We start from the raw sequence: 15,806 nt of genomic DNA, 5'->3' as shown, positions 1-15,806 counted from the left end.
TTGATATTAATCCTTGAGATATATATTTCCGACACAATATAAAAACAAAATATATAAAAATGAGAACAATATGGCAACACTAGAAAAAACTGAGCCAGTGGATGGACTTTTAGAAATCTCAGAACCAATTAAAATTTTAGCGTTAAATGGTGGGGGTGTACGCGGGCTATTTACTATTACGTTGCTTGCCGAACTTGAATCAATCATTGAAAAGCGTGAAAAACGTGAAAATGTCAAAATTGGTGACTACTTTGACCTGATTACCGGTACATCTATTGGTGGTGTTTTGGCACTTGGATTGGCAAGTGGTAAAAGTGCGCGAGAACTAAAGGAAGTATTTGAAAAAAGTGCACCTGATATTTTCCCTGTAGGACGTTTCAGATTCAAGAAATTGATCACACTATTTTATCCAATCTACAGAAGTGATCCTTTATACGAGACTGTGAAAAGTATGATCGGTGACAATATCAAGTTCGATGACCTTGAGCGCCGAGTAATGATTACGTCATTGAACCTTTCCACTGGTAAACCAAAATTTTTCAAAACACCACATAATCCCATGTTTACGTTTGATGGCGAAATCAAATTGATTGATGCGGCAATGGCTACATCAGCTGCACCAACCTATTTTAAACCACATTTCATTAGTAAACTGAATCACTATTTCGTTGATGGTGGATTAGTTTCTAATAACCCTAGTTTTATAGGTGTTCGTGAAGTCTTGATAGATATGAAAGATGACTTCCCGAATGCAGAGCCTAAAGATGTGAAAATTCTGAATATTGGTACTTTGAGCGAGAATTACTGTATTGGTCCCAAGACGTTATCTAAAAAATGCTCGAAGGGTTACTTAGGATTATGGGGAATGGGGGAGCGTCTTGTTTTAATTACTATGACTGCTAACCAACACTTACAGCGTTTTATGTTGCTACGGGAACTAAAAGTGCTTGGTATTTCCAATAATTACGTTGAAATTGATGAAACCATTCCAAACGAAGCGTCCTCTGACATTACTTTAGATAATGCATCCCAGAGTAGCTTAAATGCCTTAAAAGGTATGGGAAAAAAATTGGGTGCTGAGAGATACAGCGAAGTTAAAGAATTACGCGATTTCTTCTTAAAAACAGCGAAACCGTTTGTCAAATCTCATAGTAATGGAGCATCAGCATGACTTGGAATTTTCACAGTTACTACACCAATCGCGAATCAGGTTTGCTGGGTCAAATCATTCTTTCTGATGGTGAAAAAGAATCCCTTAAAGCTTTGCGTCAAATTGTTCGTGTACGTATACGAGATACATTTAACGAAGCAAAACAGCTAGTGAAATTATCGAAAAACTATCTCTCAGCTGCTTCATTACTTACGGAGTTTGTAGACACTAAATTCAAGTATCTGAAACCAGAAGACCAGAAAATTTTAGCTGAATTGATGATAGGTTTGAGCGATATTCTCAAAGCAGAATTTATGAAGCTTAATCCTCGATTTTGGACTCAAGGTAGTTTCGCGTATGACACGCTAAACCGTCCATATAGAACGCCACCTCAAGAAATGGATATTGATGACGGGGCTTATCTTCCAATGATGTTCTTTGAAGATAAACCGGCAATCGGTCACAAGCTTTTATTACTGTTGGTTGACGCTTCACTTTATTCATTAGCAGCTGAACGAAGTGGTTGGTCATTTGAACCTAAAGAAATGTGTGGTCGAATAAAAATTTCTGCTCGTAACGTTCATATTGATGTACCAATGTATGCCATTCCATACGAAAAATTTCTAGAAAAAGAGGTGCTGTTAGAAAAGGCAGAAAGCCTACGAATTGCTATAGAATCATATGACAGCTTATCTGTTGCTGACCATGCTCTATATGATCAACTTGATGCTGATTGTGTGAATTTAGCTGTCCGTATCGATAACCAAAAATGGATCAAAAGCGACCCTAAAGATGTGCACCTATGGTTCCAAGATGCTTGCCAACGTAATGGTCGGCATTTGCGAAAAATCTGTCGTGTCATCAAAGCTTGGCGTGATGCCACTGATTGGCAAGAGGGTAATGGCCCATCGTCCATTTCATTAATGGCAGCAATTGTAGATATTGCTGACAGAACTGAATTGGATACTAAAGATTTCGGTTCAATGATGCTAACGGTCGCAAAAGAACTCCCAATTGTTTTCCGCAGCGGCGTTGAAAGTCCTGACTCAAACGATGAACGTCCATTATTCCCACATATTGACGATCATGAGAAAAAGCATACAGAAACTATATCGAAGTTGGAAGACCTTGCATCATCACTTGAAGCAGCATATGACGCACAAACAAAACAAGATGCCTTGAACACTCTAAATTCTGAGTATGGCAATCGTGTAACCAATAGTGATCTCATTGTATCGCAAGCAGCTGCACCGGCTTATGAAAGCGGACCTACTCAAGCGAAGTCATCTACGACTATTAGCAAATCGATGAAAAGTGCCTAATGATGTCTGAATTACATCAAACTATGCTGAGTTGCGGGTTTAAATACCTAAAAAATAGTCAACGTCAATCTATCAGTTTTTTCGATAGTATTCCTACTACTCGTCCAATTTATGTCAAAGACTATAAGACAAGTGAGGGCATTTTCAATGTTGCACTCGTATTTGGTGACGACCTATATACAACATTACCACGAGCGCAGGTCCTCAAAAAACCGAAAAAAATCGAACAGGTTTTATTACCACATATTAACAGTGGTGGGTATCTGTGCTATGTAGAAGAAAAAGAAGCGGATTGGAATCCAAATAACTTGAATGCTTTATATAGAGCAGTAGATGAGCAAGTTCAAAATACCTTAAATACTGCCATCAGTTCCTTACAAAATGGGCAAATAGATCAAGCTGAGTTTGAGGGTGAATTCGTTTCATATTGGAAGCCTGAACAAACGATATACGTCCTTACAGACTATCTATCTTTGAATGGTCACAACGCTTATCTAACCAACAATGAATATATTGATGGCTCCAAAGGGCGAGAATTAACCATACACGGCGAACATGACAAGGATATTCATCAAAAATGGTTAAACCAGAGAGGGCTATCTCAACAGAATTCTCAAACGTTGAATTCATTCATCTTAAAAATCAGACCCACTCGATTATCAGGTTTACAATGGCCACCACAGGATGCCGCACAGCTATTCCAATGGCTATCTCAAGTTGATCACAACGCTAAAACAAACTTGGTTCGATATTTTGTAGAAAATCTATCTAAACAACACTTAATCTTCTTAGATATTGATAAGCAGGATACGTTTGGGGTGGTCCTAGATTTGAATCTTAATGCAGTACAATTTAACTCATATGCGAACCATAAAAAATTAGGAAAATCAGGTCGAAAGTTTAATTTTAAACGAGCTAGTTCTGTTCTTATGGGTAAATACGCCTTCTTAAAATTTAGAAGAATTTCATTTGAGAAAGCTGATAAAGAAACAATTTTAACAAGGAATCGTTCTAAACCTGAAATTGGTGATCTCAGATCAAAAAAAATCGCTTTGATCGGCTGTGGCACAGTTGGAGGATACGCAGCTGAGCTATTGATACGAGCTGGTGCAGGTATGGGGGAGAAAGTCTTTGATCTATATGATGCAGACGAATTTGGACCTGAAAATTTCAGTCGCCACACTTTATCAAGTCGTGATTTTGGGAAAAATAAAGCTGTTGCAATGAAAGAGCGACTTGATAGCTCTACGCACTTAACAACAAATATTCAAGGTCATGCACGAAAATTTGAATTTTTACTAAATAAGCTGACTGCCTATGACATCATTATTGATGCGACAGGTCGTGCACCAATTTCAAAACGTCTAGCTTACTTATTGCGTCAATTAGGTGGAGTCAAAAAGCCTGTTATTATTCATGCTTTCAATGATGGCAATGGAGTTGCATCGAAGATATTTATAGATAGCTTGGACGGCTGTTATAATTGTCTATGCGGAGATGAAAGATTCTATAAAAATGGAAATGATAAGCGCTTCGAGAAGCTTAATGGAATACCAGAAAAAAAAGTCTCATGTGGTAATACATACACACCCTATGATGCAGCTGTGAGTGTTGTGACAGCAGCTTTGATCCAAGAAGCGGTTTTATCAACTTTGGAGCACAAAAGAGATTGGAATTATAAAGAACATATCTTCTTCATGGGCAGTCGAAGTAAAAGAACGACTTGGATTAGTAAACAAGCCTTTTGTGATATCTGCAATGGTCGATAAGGAACTTGTGTTCCAAGCTCAAGATGAATCATTAGTTGTGATTTCCATTGGCGTTGCCAATATATTGACCTCATACCGTCAATTAAGCGATTCTAGCCCCGAGAGTGCCGGGGTTCTAATTGGTGAACGTAGAGACGTTCATATCGTTATTAAAACGGTATCTGAGCCTAGTCCATGGGACATTAGGAGCCGGTTCATGGTGGATCGTGTGAGTAAGTATCACCAAAAGGTGGTTGATGACGCTTTTAAAAAGAATAATGGAGAGTGGCAATACTTAGGTGAGTGGCACACACATCCAGAAGATGTACCAAAACCATCGATGACAGATTATAGTAGTTGGCATAAAAACCTAAAATCATCAGATCCGTTAATATTGATTATTGCAGGTCGGAGAGATTTTTGGGTAGGTAAGAAAATCCAAGACAATATCGAAGTGCTAAAGCAGGTTTGAATTTTTACTAATAATATTTATTTCAAACTATTCAGTAGTCTAAAAAATGGGTCTGCTTCTAGGTTTATACTATTATCTGTAAAAGATTAAGGCGCTAAAATTTCTGCCTAGATAATAACTGGTCACCATCCAATCCATCACGGCTCGTTCTTACTAAATCAGTTGAGGATATTTTCAAAGAGCTCTTCTTGAAATTTTAGTAGGTTAGTAAAATTTAATGATTATTTCATCTTGTGTCATGCCAGCATGCTGACAATAGAAAGACTCTATTGAATTTAAAGCGTCTCTTAGTTGCCGCTGTGACACTTGAACATACTGTAGGGTAACATCATCGCTTGATTTAGCTTCACGATGATTGAGCAAGCGTTTAAGGACTGGATAGCTGATATTTAAGCTATTGGCTACCGTTCCAAAAGTACGACGCAGATCATGTGGAGTAATATATAGGTTTGCTTGATTACCTATGGCCTTATAACTACCACTTAAGTCTTTTATATGATCATCGCTGGCTTGCAAGTCACTTGGAAACACCCATTGCTTACCAGAACTCATTCTCCACCTTTCTTCGAGTAGGGCCTGTAAAATATTACTAGTAGGCATATGATAATCAGAACCGTTTTTGGTATCTTTGAATATTATCCTGCCAGCTTTAAGGTCGATGTCAGACCACTTTAAAGACTGCGCTTCGTTTAAACGCACACCAGTAAACATAAAAAATAGCATGATATCTCGTGCATTATTGCTATGGGGCGCTTGCATGTGTGAGCTTCTATCAACATAATTTAAAAGCGTTTTAAGGTACATACCTATATATTCTTCTTCGATATGTTTGGTACGTGGCTTAACTCTATTCCAGTCTTTCTTAGCATTGAGTATACGTATAGGTTGCTCTTTGATTAAAAAGTCTTCGTCATCACCTAAAAAGCTATCACGGCAATAATTCCAAACTGATCTCAGAGCTCTCATAGTTGCATTAGCCTGAGCTTCGCTATTCTTGCTTATTTCCTTATGTTTATCACTTATCATTGACTTAGTAATATCATTTAGTGAGATATTTAGCCAGTCTTTCAGCTTATGTATTATTTGACGGTCATAAGTGGTAATAGTGCCTTTAGCTAAGCCAGTCTTCGTTGATTTAAAGTAGTCATAAGCTTCTTGCAGTGTTGGCACATTATTGGTCTTATTTTTCGGATCTTCTAAGTTCTCGTGAAGACCATCGTAAACATGCATACCTTTTTTTATGTTTGCCATCATTATGCTGGCTTTTTCACGTGCTTCAGTTAGCGTAATTAGATGTGTCTCTTCTACTTCATCTCTATACAGCTTTCCATTGATGCGCTTATGCAATGTATAGCGCTTTGATTGCCTGCCTATGCGTAGCGCAAAACCAGTTAATACATCATCCATATAGATTTCAGTACCTTTAGCGGTATAGTCTACTGAATCAATAAGTTTTTTGGTAAGTTTAACTTTCATATATCACCCATGCAGCAGTACATAACCATAGTGTTAGTAGTCATCATACTTTAATTACTACAAGGGTCAAAGTATCAAGATAGTATCAAAAAATTAATTACATCAATGCGTTCACATGAATTTTAAACAATAAAAAACCCTTACAAGTCAATGACTGTAAGGGTTTTTGTTTTTCTTGATATGTGGTGGGCCCAGTAGGACTTGAACCTACGACCAAAGGATTATGAGTCCTCTGCTCTAACCAACTGAGCTATGGGCCCTTTAGACGCACAATAATACCTGATTTTTATATATTTTCAAGTAAAACTTAGCAAGAAGGGCATACTATTTGATTCATTGTCGCTAATTGCCACCAGCTAGCGTCAAACTGCGCCCACCATCTACGGTTATTATCTCACCTGTAACATAACTGGCTTGTGCCAAATAGAGCACACTATGCGCAATGTCAGCAGGTGTACCTATTCGCTGCATAGGAATGGAGTCGACAATGCTTTTTTGCTGCTGACTATCAAGTGCTTGATCACTATCCGCATCGGGTAAAATATTGACTCCAGGCGCGACACCATTAACACGTACATTAGGCGCCATATCCAGCGCTAAAGACTGCACCATCATCCGATGCGCTGCCTTTGCCATGTTGTAGACCGTATAATTGGTAAACGGCTTATCATGCGCATGAATATCAAGCAGACTAATAATACAGCCTTGCTGCATTTTTAGATAAGGGTATAGCGCTTGGCTTAATAACAATGGTGCTTTGGCATTGGTCAAGAGCAGCTCATCCCATTGGTCATGACGAATACTGCCAAGGGGAGTGGGGTAAAAGCGAGAGGCATTATGTACCAGTATGTCTAGTTGCCCAAATGCCTGCATGATAGTTTGAGTCAGGTTCTTGAGAGTGTCTCCCTGATTCACCACTGCCAAATCTGCGATAATAACCACAGCACTATGAGCGCAAGTATCATTCAGCTCATCTGCTAATGCATTTGCCTCTTGCTCACTATGATGACAATGGATAATGACGCGATAACCGTGCCGATGAGCTGCACGAACAATCGCCGCGCCAATACGCTTAGCGCTGCCTGTGACAAGCATGACAGGCGCAGATGTCGTCATAGGCTGAGTGTTTTTGAGTGTTTGAGTCATAGTAGGGTTTTAATCAGGATATGGTTTTGATTTTTTAACGAGATATTGAATCTATTTTTAGTCAGGCTGTTTGCGTTTGTAAGTGCTCAATTCTGCATTGCCGCAAGGCTTTACCAATCGCTGGACCTTTAAGGTTTTGGTCAATATCTTGCATACCAATAGCGTGGAAGCTATTCAATGCCAACATCATTTGACAGTGCTGTATGGCTAACTGCAATACTTGACTGGTGACCAATAGCTGCGATAGTTTTTCCGGCGCTTTATGGGCGCTACAAGCTTGAATAAGGTCTATTTTTTCAGCTGCCGTAATATGACTGACAATGGTTAGTTTTTCCACTTGTTGTACGAATAAACTGGCAAACTGGGTATGAGATTTTGGTACTTTAGCCATATTGCCTATGTCAATAATGCGCTTGGTAGAGATCGCTGCCTCGGAGTCTACTAAATCACTAGGTTTAATATTAAATATCGATGGTCGAAGGCTAGTCATCAATAGCGCCCAACGCTGCGATAAGTTTAATTGCATTTGACCAGAAAAATATAGCGCTGTCTGTACCATTTCTCGTATCTGAACATCATTCCAAGCCTGATGTAATGGCGTAAAGTGCTCTGTGAGGGCGCCGATATCAAATAGCTGCTGCCAGTACACCTGAGGGGAGAGCTGCATCATCGCGCGGCTCGATTCTTGCCAAATGCGCTCGCTACTTAAATGAGCAAGCTCTCCTGAATTCACCAATTCACGCATCAAGGCTAACGTATCATCAGCGATAGTAAAGCCCAAATCGTAGTAGCGGCTATAAAAGCGTGTCGTTCTCAGTACCCGTAAAGGGTCTTCGCTAAAGGCGCTTGAGACATGGCGCAAACTCTTGCTTTTTATGTCGTCCAGTCCACCATAATAATCAATCACATCACCACTTATTGGCGTATCGTCGGTTATGCTAGTAACCTCTATTGCCATGGCGTTGACGGTCAAATCGCGCCGCTGCAGATCGTCTTTTAAGCTGACATCAGAACTGGCATGAATGCTAAAACCTTGATAGCCCATACCTTGCTTGCGCTCAGTTCGTGCTAGCGCATATTCTTCGCGGCTAATCGGATGCAAAAATACAGGAAAATCAGCACCTACTTGCTGAAACCCAGCGTCAAGCATCTCAGTAATCGTTGCCCCAACGACGACGAAGTCCTTATCTTTAATAGGGCGCCCTAATAGCTGATCACGTACTGCACCGCCGACAAGATACACTTGCATAACATTCTCTTTGTATTTATTGCCAATTGACCTAAATTTTTGCCAAAAAAACCAGCCAATGCTTAATGCGTATTGGCTGGTTTTAGTATAGCAGACCGTCTTTACAAAAAACGGTAGAGACGGTCTTAATTGCGCACTTTACAGAGCGTAATCGATTACTGTTGCTTGTTTTCTAAGTCTTGAGCTTCAGTAACCGCAAGGGCAGTCATGTTGACCACACGGCGCGCTGTGGCTGATGGCGTTAGGATATGCACAGGTTTACTCGCGCCTAATAAGATAGGACCAATAGAGGCGCTACCGGTTGCTGTTTTAAGCAGGTTAAAAGCAATGTTCGATGCATCTAGTGTTGGCAAGATGAGTAGATTTGCTGAACCTTTAAGGTTGCTCGAAGGCAAATCATTGGCACGAATATGCTCATCAAGTGCCGCATCACCTTGCATCTCACCATCGAATTCAAAGTCGACATTCATCTCGGTTAGTAATTGATGTACTTTACGCATTTTCACCGCGCTGGCACGATCAGAAGTACCAAAGTTTGAATGCGACACCAAAGCCACACGCGGGGTGATGCTAAAACGGCGCAACTGCTCTGTTGCCAATACAGTCATCTCAGCCAATTGCTCAGCAGTCGGATCTTCATGGATATAGGTATCAGCAATAAAGATATTGCGATCTTGCATGAGCACAGCATTCATCGCATAAAAATCATTGATGCCTTCTTTTTTATTAATCACTCTACTGACATATTTTAAATGCAGTTGATAATGACCGAATGTACCACAAATCATACCATCGGCATCGCCATTTTCAACCAAAAGGGCACCAATTAGAGACGTCTTGCGGCGTACATCACGGCGAGCAAGCTCGATACTGACACCAGTACGTTTGTTTTTCTCGTAGTAGCCTTTCCAGTAATCGTTGTAGCGTGGGTCATCATCAACATTGACGATAGTAATGTTCTCGCCATCTTTCAAGCGTAGTGCTAGCTTGGTAATGTTATTTTCGATTACTGAAGGACGACCGACCAAGATTGGATAAGCCAATTGCTCATCGACGACCACTTGGACAGCCAACAAAACATCTCTGTCTTCACCTTCACAATAAACGATACGCTTTGGATCGGCTTTTGCACGAGCAAAGATAGGCTTCATCACAAACGCTGAGTTATAGACAAACTCAGACAGACGTTGACGATAGGCTTTCATGTCGGCGATAGGAAGCGTTGCAACGCCTGAATCCATTGCCGCTTTTGCGACTGCAGAAGCGATTTCAATGATTAGGTTTGGCTCAAGTGGTCCTGGGATTAGATAATCACGACCAAAGCTTGGCGTACTTTCAACGTTTTTGATGTTGCTTATTGGCGTCGCTTCAACATGTGCCATAGCAGCAATAGCACGTACGCACGCAACTTTCATTTCTTCGTTAACCGTCGTCGCGCCCACATCTAACGCACCGCGGAAGATATAAGGGAAACACAAAGCATTGTTTACTTGGTTAGGGTAATCAGAGCGACCAGTTGCCATGATAACGTCTGGACGGACGGCATGGGCGATTTCTGGCATAATCTCAGGCGTTGGGTTAGCAAGCGCAAAGATAATAGGGTCTTTTGCCATACGGCGAACCATATCTTCTGTCAATGTACCGGGCATAGATAAGCCTAAGAACATATCGACATCATCCATCAGCTCTTCAATAGTCGTAGCAGTGGTTTCACGAGCATAGCGCTGCTTAGTCTCATCAAGGTTTTCACGGGTAGTAGAGATAATGCCGCGTGAGTCTGATACGTAGATGTTGTTTTTATTCACACCAAGGGCGCAAATGATGTCCAAGCAAGAAATCGCTGCAGCACCAGCACCAGAACAGATGATTTTAATGTCTTCAATCTTTTTGTTAGTGATGATCAATGCATTGAGCATCGCCGCCGCAACGATGATTGAAGTACCATGTTGGTCATCATGGAATACTGGAATATTCATACGCTTACGCAATTCGCGCTCGATTTTGAAACACTCTGGTGCTTTGATGTCTTCTAAGTTGATACCACCAAAAGTAGGCTCTAAAGAGGCAACTGCTTCAATGAATTTGTCCGGATCGTTTTGTGCAATTTCAATATCAAAAACGTCGATACCAGCGAATTTTTTAAATAGAACCCCTTTACCTTCCATGACAGGCTTTGATGCCAATGGACCAATATTCCCTAAACCTAGCACTGCGGTACCATTGGTGATAACACCAACTAAGTTGCTACGTGCGGTATATTTTGCCGCAAGAGACGGATCTCTTTGAATCTCAAGACAAGGTACTGCCACACCTGGTGAGTAGGCGAGCGCCAGATCACGTTGGTTTGCCAGTTGCTTGATAGGGGTGACTGAGATTTTACCTGGGCGGGGGAACTCATGGTAATGTAAGGCAGCCTGCTCAAACTGCTCTTTTTCCGTACTAGGGGTAGGGGTGTCCGTATTCAAAGTGATATCGTCATTCATAATAATTGCCATGGTTAGGATAAATTGGAATAAATTAAATGGTGATACAAACTAATGCCTAATTCTCAAAAATCATCGAAGCTGATCATAAGTGTACATTGACTGTTATGGGGTGCTATGCGGCGCTTAGACATCAGTAAAAAAAACAATATTGCAAAATAAATATTCTACATTATCGCCAATTATTAGCCTAGCTAAGCACCATGAACCAGCTAAACAATATAATAAGTTGATATTCATTATTTAGCTAGTTGATAATGCCAAAAAAACGACCCAAATATCAACCCCAAATGCAAAATATTACAGAAGAAATATAGTCGGTGAAAAGTAATATCGATACAACACGTACTACTGGCGCAAATTTTTCTTGCTTGCTGTGCCTACGCAGACAGAGGCTGCAAAAAATTTACACCAGTAGTACTGTAGCGACTTTAAAGTATTGCAACTATATATATTAAGACGAGCAGCTGATTGGCATTTGCGGTGCATGAGGTGCAGGTGGCAAGGTATCAAGTTCAATGGCGCTGTCCTGTAGCGTATAGGGCTTAGCAAGCAAATCAAATACTCGATTTAATTCTTCAAATTGTCCTTGCTCTGCGGCGACAATAACACGCTGAGCCATACTGTTACGTAGGATATAAATCGGATTGCTGGCTTGCATCTCCTCAATCGCTTGAGTAATCGATACCTGCTGTATTTGTGCCAGATAACGCGTTGACCACACTTGCCAGACTTGCTGCGCTTCAGGGTTCAGCTCAGCCGTCATTGTGGCAAGCAATTGCTGCTCATAAAGATGCTCGTTAGGTGCGATTAATCCTAATAATGCTCGGAAACTATTGGTATAGTCGAGTAAGTTATCTTCTAATAATGTTAACCATTCGAACGCCAAACTTAGGCTCTCACGCTGATGCGGCAACCCAAGCTTACGACACAGCCCTTGCTGATAATGCTGCATAAAGGTCGCTTCATAAGGTGCCAGACAATCTGCCAACGTCTCGCGCGTCACGCCAGCTTGTGTTAAGCGCATAAAGTGTGGCAACCAAACATTTAGATTCCAATGACCAATAGCAGGTTGATTTTGATAGGCATAGCGTCCGCTATGATCAGAGTGATTATTGATCCAAGCAGGGTTAAAGCGCTCCATAAAACCAAATGGACCAAAATCCAAGGTGCTGCCAGTAATGGAAAGGTTGTCTGTATTCATAACGCCATGTGCAAAACCAATCAGTTGCCAATCGGCTATCATGCGTGCTGTGCGCTCAACCACCGCCTGTAAAAATGCTAAGACTGGCTTTTCACTATCACGGCACTCAGGGTAGTAAGTGTCAATCATATAATCTGTAAACTCAGCGAGTAAATCGGGTGCAAAGCTTGCAATCCACTCAACATGACCTAAGCGAATATGACTGTCAGCCACACGCATTAAGGCAGCGCCAGCTTCCAGTCGTTCACGGCGCACTTTGGTATCTGATACCACAAAGCCTAAGGCGTTAGAGGAAGCAATACCAAGCTGGGTCAGCGCATGACCGCATAAATATTCACGAATGGTACTGCGTAACACCGCACGCCCATCACCCATGCGTGAATAGGGTGTTAACCCTGCACCCTTTAGATGTAAGTCTTGTAGTTGATTATTTTTATCAAGTACTTGCGTCATCAATAAGCCGCGCCCATCGCCCAATTGACCCGCCCATTGCCCAAACTGATGACCAGCATACGCCATTGAAAGAGGTTGAAATTCAGCTGGAACGTACTGCCCACCGAGTATCTCAACCCAGCGTGCCATTAAGTCTGCAGCTTTCGTCCAGCCCAGCTGATCAGCAACTTGATTATTAAAATGACCGGCACGAGGATTGTCTAATGGGTTTGGCAGTTGCTCATGATAAAGGCGGGTGTCCAATTGAGCATAGGTGTTTTGATAGCGCATATGAGCCGTTCCAATTGAGAGATAAAAACTGGGAGATAAGATTTAAGATATAAACAGAATAAACTCACTATAACATAGCCTTGATATAGCAGCATTGCACTCTGTCCCTCTCTTGTAAATCATACTAATTTATCATATGACTATTTATCAATATAGTTGAAATACTTTAAAGTCGCTACCGTATTGCTGGTGTAAATTTTTTGCAGCCTCTGTCTGCGTAGGCACAGCAAGCAAGAAAAATTTGCACCAGTAGTACCTGTTGTATCGATATTACTTTTCACCGACTATATTGGTCAATAGACATGATAATTAATACCGCACAAAAAAATCCCCCTATCTTTGACAGATAGAGGGAAGGAGAAGCGTCACAATAAAAAGACTAAATAATCAAACAGTGAGCAATGCTTAAGCAGCTTTTGCGCTTTTATCGATAGAGCGAAATGCTGTTTTTAGGTTGCTATTATGCGCTAATATTTTTTCTTCAATTTTGGCATAATCATTTTTCAGCTCATCCTCAACTTCATGCAAGCGATCTGCAAATTCGGTCTTTTTCAGCTCAATGGTTTTTGCTTTTAATGCTTGCCATTCTTCGACCGTTTGCGTAAAGGCATCGTATTCAAACTTAATACGATCTTGGAAGCTTTTCATCGCATGAGGAATATCAATACCACTTGATGTTGCCGTATCAATCTGCTGCTGCGCCGCTTTGAATTGCATTTGTACTTCAGCATGCTTGATAGTGGTGTCATCAACGGTACGTAGCTCACTGGTTAAGCCCAGCTTCGATAAGCCAGCGATTAACCATTTGGTTGGATCATACTGCCACCATTTTACGCCATTACGATAATCGTACTGGAAGAAGTGATGGTAGTTGTGATAACCCTCACCCCACGTAAAGATAGCTAAGAAGAAGTTATCACGGGCAGTATTAGTGTCGGTATAAGGACGCGACCCAAACATATGACATAGCGAATTGATAAAGAAGGTAAAGTGATGCGTCAGTACCAGACGTAGCAAACCGACGATGACCAAAGTACCCCAAACATCACCCAGTAACCAGCCGATCGCGGCGACTGCACCGACGTTCAATGCAGCGACCCATAAACCGTAATATTTATGCTGAATTTGCAGCGTTCTATCTTTGGTCAGGTCAGGGATATTTTTATAGTCAAATTTGCCGCTAGGATAATTGCGTAACATCCAGCCCATATGACTAAAGAAAAAGCCACGTTTCGCTGAGTACGGGTCTTCTAAGCGATCATCGACATGACGATGATGCGTACGGTGACCAGAAACCCAATCAAACGCTGAACCTTGTACGGCAAAGGTAGAACCTAACAATAAAAAGTTTTTGACGATTGGATGCGCTTTATAAGCACGATGCGACAATAAACGGTGATAACCTGCTGTGATACTGATGCCCGTCCAAACCATAAAAGCACCAAATACACCCCAAACCGGTGCACTGACTTGATGGGTAAACAGATACCATGGCGTAATGATAGCAGCAGCAATAGGCGTGGCTACCAGAATAGTCGCTGGAATCCAGTTAATCGGTGCTTTGGTAAACTCAAACTCACGCATATCAATACTGTCTGCATTGGTAGACAGTTCAGTTTGTTCAGAGACGCTCGCGTAATTGCGTTTGGCAACTGGCATCTCATCTAATGAGTTTTTTGCTTTATTCTCATCAAAACGTGTTTTAAAACGTGTGACTTGAGTGCTGGCAGTTTTGATAAGTGTGTCACCAGATTTGATAGCGAAACGTAAGCCTTTAAGCGGTAAGCCAAGTGCTTTTTTTGCAATCATATAATATCCCTAACGGTATTAATTTAAGTGTCTATATTACCCTAAAGCAATCATAAAGTGAACACTTATACACTATAAAAATATTGCTAAATAACAATAACTTGTATGGATTATAGTAGGTGTTATGGCAAATAAGCCGTGACTTATCAGCTGTAAGGTAAAAATGTAAGTAAAACAATAAATATGTAGACCATAAACGCGAGTCTAGAAATAGGAATAATGCGCTAAGGCAACAATAAATAGCTCGGGTAATCGGTGATAATCACATCAACTTGCCAGTCTATAAGCTGTTTAATGGTCTCAATATCATTGACGGTCCATGCACTCACAGGTAAGTCGTATTGATGACAACACTGTATAACTTTATGATTCAAAAGCGGATAGTGGATACCTAATTGACCACAACCAAGTTGCAAGGCAGTATTGGGTGCCTGTTTCAATAATTCAGGTTCACGAATAAGCAGCCCACGTGGTATATGCCTCAATAAGGTACTGCGTTGTAAGCGGGCGTGTAGCGCCACATCAAAGCTGGTCAGCACAATCGGCAGGCTAGCAAGTGAGCTATCAATCAGGTCATGCATCAAGGCTTTTACGAGTTTGGCATAATCAGTGCGACTATGGGTTTTAACCTCAAGCTCAATATAAGTATAGGTATTTAGGGCAGAAGCAATATCAAGCAACGTGATGATTGGCTGACCAAATTGCCGATGACGCTGTATTTCGCTCACATTTAGCTGATCTAGGCGTGACTGCTGCGCGCACATACGTTCAAGCGTGTCATCATGAAAGACCACCAACTGTCCATCTCGACTAAGTTGTACGTCGAACTCTACGCCTGCCAAACCAGAGAGTTGCAAGTTTTGCGCATACTCAAAGCCTGATAAGGTGTTTTCTAATGCTTCACCGCGAGCGCCACGATGACCGAGTAGCAAGGTGTTCTTAATATCTATCATAACCAGTAACCATCACATATTTTAAGCATTATAATTGGAATATTATATCGTCTGTTATCAACCACATCCAA

The 15,806-nt window shown here is 41.1% G+C and carries 11 protein-coding genes and 1 tRNA gene; 4 read left to right on the top strand and 8 right to left on the bottom strand.

The window, feature by feature from the left end; genetic code table 11:
* Positions 1-70: 70 nt before the first annotated feature.
* Genes PSYC_RS07125 through PSYC_RS07110 form a run of 4 tightly spaced genes read left to right on the top strand, consistent with a single transcriptional unit; the run spans position 71 to position 4,692 of the window.
* Entirely contained in the window at positions 71-1,171 is a 1,101-nt protein-coding gene (locus PSYC_RS07125) for a CBASS cGAMP-activated phospholipase (RefSeq protein ID WP_011280643.1), read from the top strand.
* The gene (locus PSYC_RS07120; RefSeq protein ID WP_011280642.1) at positions 1,168-2,472 is read left to right on the top strand and encodes a CBASS cGAMP synthase; all 1,305 of its coding nucleotides are present in this window, start codon (positions 1,168-1,170) and stop codon (positions 2,470-2,472) included. The genes PSYC_RS07125 and PSYC_RS07120 overlap by 4 nt, the downstream gene beginning before the upstream one ends.
* Positions 2,472-4,241: an E2/UBC family protein gene (locus PSYC_RS07115; protein WP_011280641.1), complete on the top strand. Its 1,770-nt coding sequence runs from the start codon at positions 2,472-2,474 to the stop codon at positions 4,239-4,241. Before PSYC_RS07120 ends, PSYC_RS07115 begins: the two co-directional genes overlap by 1 nt.
* Entirely contained in the window at positions 4,231-4,692 is a 462-nt protein-coding gene (locus tag PSYC_RS07110; RefSeq protein ID WP_011280640.1) for a CBASS system CD-NTase/cGAS isopeptidase Cap3, read from the top strand. The genes PSYC_RS07115 and PSYC_RS07110 overlap by 11 nt, the downstream gene beginning before the upstream one ends.
* 204 nt (positions 4,693-4,896) lie before the next feature.
* On the opposite strand, the gene PSYC_RS07105 is transcribed toward PSYC_RS07110, so the two are convergent.
* The 8 genes from PSYC_RS07105 to PSYC_RS07070 all read right to left on the bottom strand — a co-directional run bounded on the left by PSYC_RS07105 (position 4,897) and on the right by PSYC_RS07070 (position 15,735).
* Positions 4,897-6,168 carry a tyrosine-type recombinase/integrase gene (locus PSYC_RS07105; RefSeq protein WP_011280639.1) on the bottom strand — a complete coding sequence of 424 codons (1,272 nt, stop codon included), beginning with the start codon at positions 6,166-6,168 and terminating at the stop codon, positions 4,897-4,899.
* A gap of 183 nt (positions 6,169-6,351) precedes the next feature.
* Positions 6,352-6,428, bottom strand: a tRNA-Ile gene (locus PSYC_RS07100).
* An 82-nt stretch (positions 6,429-6,510) separates the two neighbouring features.
* Positions 6,511-7,314 carry a pteridine reductase gene (locus PSYC_RS07095; protein WP_011280638.1) on the bottom strand — a complete coding sequence of 268 codons (804 nt, stop codon included), beginning with the start codon at positions 7,312-7,314 and terminating at the stop codon, positions 6,511-6,513.
* 61 nt (positions 7,315-7,375) lie between these two features.
* Complete coding sequence (locus PSYC_RS07090) at positions 7,376-8,563, bottom strand: tRNA nucleotidyltransferase (RefSeq protein ID WP_011280637.1); 1,188 nt, start codon at positions 8,561-8,563, stop codon at positions 7,376-7,378.
* A gap of 155 nt (positions 8,564-8,718) precedes the next feature.
* Positions 8,719-11,046: an NADP-dependent malic enzyme gene (locus PSYC_RS07085; protein ID WP_041757707.1), complete on the bottom strand. Its 2,328-nt coding sequence runs from the start codon at positions 11,044-11,046 to the stop codon at positions 8,719-8,721.
* Positions 11,047-11,500: 454 nt separating this feature from the next.
* Positions 11,501-12,973, bottom strand: coding sequence for a protein adenylyltransferase SelO (locus tag PSYC_RS07080; RefSeq protein ID WP_011280635.1), 1,473 nt, complete (start codon positions 12,971-12,973; stop codon positions 11,501-11,503).
* Between the two features lie 405 nt (positions 12,974-13,378).
* On the bottom strand, positions 13,379-14,557 hold the full coding sequence (locus tag PSYC_RS07075) for an acyl-CoA desaturase (RefSeq protein ID WP_187147130.1): 1,179 nt from the start codon (positions 14,555-14,557) through the stop codon (positions 13,379-13,381).
* A gap of 449 nt (positions 14,558-15,006) precedes the next feature.
* A complete protein-coding gene (locus PSYC_RS07070) occupies positions 15,007-15,735 on the bottom strand; it encodes a glycerophosphodiester phosphodiesterase (protein ID WP_011280633.1) in 729 nt (242 codons plus the stop codon).
* Positions 15,736-15,806: the final 71 nt, after the last annotated feature.

It is taken from the genome of Psychrobacter arcticus 273-4 (assembly GCF_000012305.1).
Lineage (GTDB): Bacteria > Pseudomonadota > Gammaproteobacteria > Pseudomonadales > Moraxellaceae > Psychrobacter > Psychrobacter arcticus.
The sequence above is the reverse complement of the archived record's forward strand: the minus strand, read 5'-3'. Positions and strand labels throughout refer to the sequence as shown.

What these genes read in the sequence shown, in the direction of transcription:
- PSYC_RS07075 (WP_187147130.1), bottom strand. Translation starts at nt 14,557, where the DNA reads ATGCGTGAGTTTGAGTTTACCAAAGCACCGATTAACTGGATTCCAGCG.
- PSYC_RS07110 (WP_011280640.1), top strand. Translation starts at nt 4,231, where the DNA reads ATGGTCGATAAGGAACTTGTGTTCCAAGCTCAAGATGAATCATTAGTT.
- PSYC_RS07090 (WP_011280637.1), bottom strand. Translation starts at nt 8,563, where the DNA reads ATGCAAGTGTATCTTGTCGGCGGTGCAGTACGTGATCAGCTATTAGGG.
- PSYC_RS07125 (WP_011280643.1), top strand. Translation starts at nt 71, where the DNA reads ATGGCAACACTAGAAAAAACTGAGCCAGTGGATGGACTTTTAGAAATC.
- PSYC_RS07105 (WP_011280639.1), bottom strand. Translation starts at nt 6,168, where the DNA reads ATGAAAGTTAAACTTACCAAAAAACTTATTGATTCAGTAGACTATACC.
- PSYC_RS07070 (WP_011280633.1), bottom strand. Translation starts at nt 15,735, where the DNA reads ATGATAGATATTAAGAACACCTTGCTACTCGGTCATCGTGGCGCTCGC.
- PSYC_RS07115 (WP_011280641.1), top strand. Translation starts at nt 2,472, where the DNA reads ATGATGTCTGAATTACATCAAACTATGCTGAGTTGCGGGTTTAAATAC.
- PSYC_RS07120 (WP_011280642.1), top strand. Translation starts at nt 1,168, where the DNA reads ATGACTTGGAATTTTCACAGTTACTACACCAATCGCGAATCAGGTTTG.
- PSYC_RS07085 (WP_041757707.1), bottom strand. Translation starts at nt 11,046, where the DNA reads ATGAATGACGATATCACTTTGAATACGGACACCCCTACCCCTAGTACG.
- PSYC_RS07080 (WP_011280635.1), bottom strand. Translation starts at nt 12,973, where the DNA reads ATGCGCTATCAAAACACCTATGCTCAATTGGACACCCGCCTTTATCAT.
- PSYC_RS07095 (WP_011280638.1), bottom strand. Translation starts at nt 7,314, where the DNA reads ATGACTCAAACACTCAAAAACACTCAGCCTATGACGACATCTGCGCCT.